Source organism: Pseudomonadota bacterium (genome assembly GCA_040752895.1).
Lineage (GTDB): Bacteria > Pseudomonadota > Alphaproteobacteria.
Genome location: JBFMHN010000003.1, coordinates 143,896 through 150,000, shown reverse-complemented (window position 1 = coordinate 150,000; position 6,105 = coordinate 143,896). Strand labels below are relative to the sequence as shown.

Here is a 6,105-nt window from a genome sequence, read left to right as displayed (position 1 = left end):
CGTTATCGAGTTAATCCGTATTTATAGCTTCGACGTTGACTTCCAGCGCGACATCCGTTCGGGCGATAGTTTCGAGATGATGTTCGAGCGTTTTCGGGACGAAGACGGAAGGGTCGTTCACAACGGAGTCGTGCTTTACGCGGAACTCATACTGGGGGGCAAGCCTTACCCGATCTACCGCTTCTCCCCGGAGAAAGAGGTCACGGATTATTTCAACGCGAAGGGCGAAAGCGTCCGAAGGGCTCTGATGCGCACCCCTATCGATGGGGCCCGCCTCAGCTCCGGTTTCGGGAAACGGCGGCATCCCATCCTTGGCTACACGCGCATGCACCGCGGTGTGGATTTTGCCGCGCCGACCGGCACGCCAGTCTTCGCTTCCGGCAACGGCGTGGTGGAACGGGCGAACTGGTATGGCGGTTACGGGAAATACATCCGCATCCGCCACAACTCCCGCTTCAAGACCGCCTACGCCCATCTCCAAAGCTATGCAAACGGCCTACGGAAGGGCGCGCGCGTCCGCCAGGGCCAGATCATCGGCTATGTCGGAACGACCGGGCGATCGACGGGGCCTCACCTTCACTATGAAGTCATCGAATTCGACCAGCAGATGAATCCGATGGGGTTGGATCTGCCGACCGGCCTGAAACTCGAGGGCCGGTTGCTGGCCGAATTCGAAACGAAGCGCGCCGACATCGACAAGCAGTTTGCCAAGCTTCCCCTGCAAACCCAGCTTGCCAGCAACGAAGACGACAAATAAGCGGGGCTCTTCTTAGGCCGCCTTCGCCTTGGCGGCTTTGAGAACGAGCCCTTCCTTGCCCTTCGAGACGCGAACGACGTCCCCTTCCTTAAGGCTGCCTTCCAGAAGCTGCACCGAAAGCGGATTCTCGAGATGGCGCTGGATGATCCGTTTCAAGGGGCGGGCCCCATAAACGGAATCGTAGCCGGCTTCGGCTAGCCAGGCGAGCGCTTCCTTATCAAGATCGAGGCGAATTTTGCGCGCCTCCAGCCGAGCACGAAGTCGGCGCAGTTGAATCTCGACGATTTCCGCCATGTGTTCCCGTTTCAGATGATGGAAAAGAAGAATCTCGTCCAGCCGGTTCAGAAATTCCGGCCGGAAGGCCGCCCGAACAATTTCCATAATCTGGTTGCGCACGGCGTTTGCGTCTTCGCCTTCCCGCTGACCGGCCAGGATATCGCCGCCCAGATTGGACGTCAGGATGATCAGCGCGTTCCGGAAGTCGACGACACGCCCCTGGCCGTCCGTAAGCCGGCCATCGTCCAGCACCTGCAGAAGAATGTTGAAGACGTCCGGGTGCGCCTTCTCAACCTCGTCGAACAGGATGACCTGGTAAGGCCGCCGCCGCACGGTCTCGGTTAGCGCGCCGCCTTCCTCGTAGCCGACATAGCCGGGCGGCGCACCGATCATGCGGGCGACGGAATGTTTTTCCATATACTCCGACATATCAAGGCGGGTGATCGCCGTTTCGTCATCGAAGAGGAAGGCGGCGAGCGCTTTTGAAAGCTCCGTCTTGCCGACTCCGGTGGGCCCGAGAAAGAGAAAGGAGCCCAGCGGCCGATTCGGATCCTGAAGTCCGGCGCGCGCCCGGCGAACGGCGTTGCTGACGGCAACGACCGCCTCGTCCTGGCCAACCACGCGGGCATGGAGGCTTTCCTCCATGCGAAGCGTCTTCTCCTTCTCGCCCTCGAGCATTTTTTCGAGCGGGATCCCCGTCCAGCGAGCGACGACGCTTGCGATGTCCGCTTCCGTCACCTCCTCGTTCAACATACGGTGGGTTTCTTCCGCTTCCCCTTTCTGCAGCTTGCGCTCCAACTCCGGGATAACCCCATACATGAGCTCGCCCGCCCGGTTGAGATCGCCGCCACGCTGGGCGACATCGAGTTCGTTTCGCGCTTGATCGAGCCGTTCTTTCAGCTTATGGGCGCTGAGAATCTGCTCCTTCTCGGCTTGCCAGATTTTCGTCAGTTCTTGCGAGCGCCTCTCAAATCCAATCAATTCCTTTTCCAGCTTCTTCAAACGGTCTTGCGAAGCCGGATCGGTCTCCTTCTGCAGCGCCGACCGTTCGATCTTGAGCTGGATAATTCGTCGATCAAGTTCGTCAATCTTTTCCGGTTTCGAATCCACGACCATGCGTAGCCGCGAGGCGGCCTCGTCAACCAGGTCGATCGCCTTGTCCGGGAGAAAACGGTCCGTGATGTAACGGTTCGAAAGCGTGGCAGCCGCCACGATTGCCGGGTCCGTAATGCGCACCCCATGGTGCAGTTCGTATTTTTCCTTCAAGCCGCGAAGAATAGAGATCGTATCCTCGAGGGAAGGCTCAGCAATGAGAACGGGCTGGAACCGCCTGGCAAGGGCGGCGTCTTTCTCGATATGCTTGCGGTATTCATCGAGGGTTGTGGCGCCGACACAGTGCAATTCGCCCCGCGCCAGCGCTGGTTTCAGGAGATTCGAGGCATCCATGGAGCCTTCCGCCCGGCCGGCGCCGACCAGGTTGTGCAGCTCGTCGATGAAAAGAACGATCTCGCCTTCGGCGCCGGTAACTTCCGCCAGGACCGCCTTCAGTCTCTCCTCGAATTCGCCACGGAATTTCGCCCCGGCAACCAGTGCCCCGAGATCAAGCGCCATCAGCTTCTTGCGTTTCAGGCCCTCCGGCACGTCACCGTTGACGATCCGCAAGGCGAGACCTTCGACGATCGCCGTCTTGCCAACACCGGGCTCGCCGATGAGAACGGGGTTGTTCTTCGTCCGGCGCGACAGCACCTGGATCGTGCGGCGGATTTCCTCGTCCCGCCCGATGACGGGATCGAGCTTGCCATCGCGGGCGGCGGCGGTGAGATCGCGCGCATATTTTTTAAGCGCGTCGTAGCCTTCCTCGGCGGTCGCTGAATCCGCCTTGCGGCCCTTGCGCAGATCTTCGATCGCGCGGTTCAGGCCTTGGGGCGTAACGCCGGCTTCCTGAAGAATCTTCGCCACGGGCGTGCCCACGGCCAACACCATTGCCAACAGGAGCCGTTCGGCCGTAACGAAGCTGTCCCCGGCTTTCGAGGCGATTTGCTCCGCCTGGTCGAAAAGACGCGCCGTTTCCGGCGCCAGGTGGACTTGACCGGCGCCACCGCCTTCAACCTTCGGAAATTTTGCAAGCACTGCCTCGACGGCATCCTTGGCCTGGGCCGCTTTGCCGCCGGCCGTCGAAATGAGCGAAGCGGCCAAACCTTCCGCGTCGTCGAGCAGAACCTTCAGCACATGTTCGGGTTTTAAAAACTGGTGGCTGGCACGAAGGGCCAGACCTTGCGCCGCCTGGATGAACCCACGCGAACGTTCGGTATATTTCTCAAAATCCATTCGACCCCCTTCACTCCGGCAGGTTGAATCCCCAGGCCCGTTCCGGCACCCGGAATTCTATATGGATTCCGATCCCCATTTTTCAAGTATGGGATTGGCGTTGGCTAAAAGAAAACGGCCCGCAGTCGTAGAAAGCGGGGGTATCAGGTCTCCCCGGCGGCGGGGTTTGCTTGCGGAGATTTCTGCCCCTCGCCCGCCGCCTGGCCATTGCCTGGCTTGGCGGACTGCGACGCCTCGTGCCGGTCCTGATCGGCGTGCAGGAGACGGTAGTAATGTTCGGCGTGCTGATAATAATTCTCTGCCGCGACCCGATCGCTGGATGAGGCAGCGTCTCGGGCAAGGGAGAGATATTTTTCAAGAACCTGGGAGGCGTTTCCGCGTACTTTTACACTTGGCCCGCCGCTTTCGAGCGACTTATGCCGATTTCCGCCGCCATTCCCACGACCGCCGCCGTTTCCACGGCCGCGATTTTTACGTGAACCCAAATCGCGTTTCATCGTCCTTTCGTCAACCCTTGTTACCACGGAAGCAACAGCAGCACTCCGCACAGTACTGTCACCGGAAATCGGGCGGCGGCAGCACCATAATTACAAAAAGCTGAGGGGCGATCTATCTCGCCGCTAGCCAAGAATCGGATCGTGGCTGTCGGGGCTAAGCCTAATCGGGATGCCGGAGATTTCCAACTTCTTTTTCGCCCCCTACCTTTGGAATTGAGCCACGATGCACCGCGGAAGGCCGGCAAGATCCTTGCAAAGCCTCCTCACCTCGAAACCATGCTCGGCCAGAATGCGAACAACCGCTGCCGCCTGCCCGTCGCCGATTTCCAGAAAAACGGCACCTTCCGGACAAAGCAGCCGGCGAAGATGCGGGGCCATTTCCCGGTAGCGAACGAGGCCATCGGCACCTCCTTGAAGCGCAATCCGCGATTCATATCGGGCAATTTCCGGTTGCAGGCAGTCAATATCGGCATCCGGAATATAAGGGGGATTCGAAAGAATAAGATCGAATCGCGCATCGATCCCCCTCCCCCAATCGGACACGAGAAAACGCGCGCGATCGTCATACCCAAGCGCCTCCGCGTTTCTTCGCGCGATCGCCAGAGCGGCTTCCTGAAGGTCCACCCCAAGTCCCGTCGCGTTCGGCAATTCGGAAAGAAGCGATAGAAGAAGGCAGCCGCTTCCCGTCCCAAGATCGAGGATACGCAACGGCGCTTCCCGGTTCGCCACGCGATCGAGCGCCGCCCGGATCAGGGTTTCGCTGTCGGGGCGGGGATCGAGGGTCGCGGGCGTCACCTGGAAGGGCAGACTCCAGAATTCCCGCACCCCCAACAGGTGCGAAAGAGGCTCGCGACTCGCCCGCCGCCGGAGCAAGCCGGCAAGCCGGTCCGCGGCGGAAGACGGGAGGGCGCGCTCAGGATGGCCTAGAAGGCTTTCCCGTGAAACGCCAAGGGCATAGGCAACCAATAATCGGGCCTCAAGGGGGGCCGAATCGCCGATGCCGGCGCGCCGAAGCATGGCGGCAGCGGTGCGGATTGCCTGACCGGCCGGGAGCACGGGCGGCAGATGGGAAACGTTCATGACAGTTCCGCCAGCTGATTCGATTCGTCTTCGGCGATCAGCGCCTCGATGATTTCATCCAGCGCCTCACCCTCCAGCACCTTGTCGAGCTTATGAAGCGTAAGTCCGATCCGGTGGTCCGTGACACGCCCTTGTGGAAAATTGTAGGTGCGGATTCGTTCGGAACGGTCACCCGAGCCAATCTGTCCGCGCCGGGTAGCGGCACGTTCAGCCTCTACTTCTTGCCGCTTGCGATCGTAGAGGCGGGCGCGCAGCACCTTCATGGCTTTCGCGCGATTCTTGTGCTGGGATTTTTCATCCTGCTGCTGAACGACGATACCGGTCGGCAGGTGGGTGATGCGAACGGCGCTGTCCGTCGTGTTCACGGACTGGCCGCCGGGACCGCTCGAACGAAAGATATCGATTCGAATATCCTTCTCATTTACTTCGATATCCACTTCCTCCGCCTCGGGCAGCACGGCAACCGTCGCCGCTGAGGTATGGATGCGGCCTCCGGATTCGGTTTCAGGGATACGTTGCACCCGGTGGACGCCGGATTCGAATTTAAGCCGCGCGAAAACGCCACGTCCCGAAACGAGGGCGGAGGCTTCTTTGTAACCGCCGATCCCGGTTTCGGTGATGCCCAGAAGCTCGACCTTCCAGCCCCGGCGTTCGGCGTAACGCAAGTACATCCGGAAAAGCGTCGCCGCAAAGAGCGCCGCTTCCTCCCCGCCGGTCCCGGCCCGCACTTCGAGAATGGCGTTCTTCGTGTCCGCCGCGTCCTTTGGCAGAAGGCGGACGCGCAGGTGCCGCTCGAGGTCGGGAATGTCGCGTTCCAGGATTTTCGCCTCCTCCTCCGCCAGGGCCCGCATTTCCGGCTCCGCGTTCTTGTCGTCGCGAAGAGCGGTAAGCTCCGCCAGCTCCTTTTGGGCCTTGCGAAGGGCGCGGATGGCTTCCACGACCGACGTAAGGTCGGCGTACTCTTTCGACATCTGGGCGTATTCACGCGAAGCCGGCCGCACCTCACCCGCCAGCGCCGAGGCGAGATCTTCGTGCCGTTGAACGATGCGATCGATATTCTGTTCGAAACTCACGCCCTTATTCTCCCTGGGCAACCGCAGATACCGTTATATGTGGAAAGATCAAAACCGATAACAAGCTGTGGTCGGCTTGCCAACTTGGATACCC

At 60.4% G+C, this 6,105-nt stretch carries 5 protein-coding genes (1 of these 5 only partly in view); 1 reads left to right on the top strand and 4 read right to left on the bottom strand.

Features of this window, described 5'->3' with window-relative positions; translation table 11 throughout:
- Positions 1 to 757 carry the 3' portion of a M23 family metallopeptidase gene (locus AB1781_07025; protein MEW5704325.1) on the top strand. The gene continues 590 nt to the left of window position 1, outside the view, so only the last 757 of its 1,347 coding nucleotides appear in the window; the start codon falls outside the window, past its left edge; it ends in the stop codon at positions 755 to 757.
- A 12-nt stretch (positions 758 to 769) separates the two neighbouring features.
- Here the strand turns inward: AB1781_07025 and clpB are convergent, their stop codons facing one another.
- The 4 genes from clpB to prfA all read right to left on the bottom strand — a co-directional run bounded on the left by clpB (position 770) and on the right by prfA (position 6,011).
- A complete protein-coding gene (gene clpB, locus AB1781_07020) occupies positions 770 to 3,361 on the bottom strand; it encodes an ATP-dependent chaperone ClpB (protein ID MEW5704324.1) in 2,592 nt (863 codons plus the stop codon).
- Positions 3,362 to 3,504: 143 nt separating this feature from the next.
- The gene (locus AB1781_07015) at positions 3,505 to 3,858 is read right to left on the bottom strand and encodes a DUF4167 domain-containing protein (protein MEW5704323.1); all 354 of its coding nucleotides are present in this window, start codon (positions 3,856 to 3,858) and stop codon (positions 3,505 to 3,507) included.
- A gap of 201 nt (positions 3,859 to 4,059) precedes the next feature.
- Positions 4,060 to 4,938: a peptide chain release factor N(5)-glutamine methyltransferase gene (gene prmC, locus AB1781_07010; GenBank protein ID MEW5704322.1), complete on the bottom strand. Its 879-nt coding sequence runs from the start codon at positions 4,936 to 4,938 to the stop codon at positions 4,060 to 4,062.
- The gene (gene prfA, locus AB1781_07005; protein ID MEW5704321.1) at positions 4,935 to 6,011 is read right to left on the bottom strand and encodes a peptide chain release factor 1; all 1,077 of its coding nucleotides are present in this window, start codon (positions 6,009 to 6,011) and stop codon (positions 4,935 to 4,937) included. The genes prmC and prfA overlap by 4 nt, the downstream gene beginning before the upstream one ends.
- Positions 6,012 to 6,105: the final 94 nt, after the last annotated feature.

Coding starts and splice junctions, on each gene's coding strand:
- clpB (MEW5704324.1), bottom strand. CDS start 3,361: ATGGATTTTGAGAAATATACCGAACGTTCGCGTGGGTTCATCCAGGCG.
- AB1781_07015 (MEW5704323.1), bottom strand. CDS start 3,858: ATGAAACGCGATTTGGGTTCACGTAAAAATCGCGGCCGTGGAAACGGC.
- prmC (MEW5704322.1), bottom strand. CDS start 4,938: ATGAACGTTTCCCATCTGCCGCCCGTGCTCCCGGCCGGTCAGGCAATC.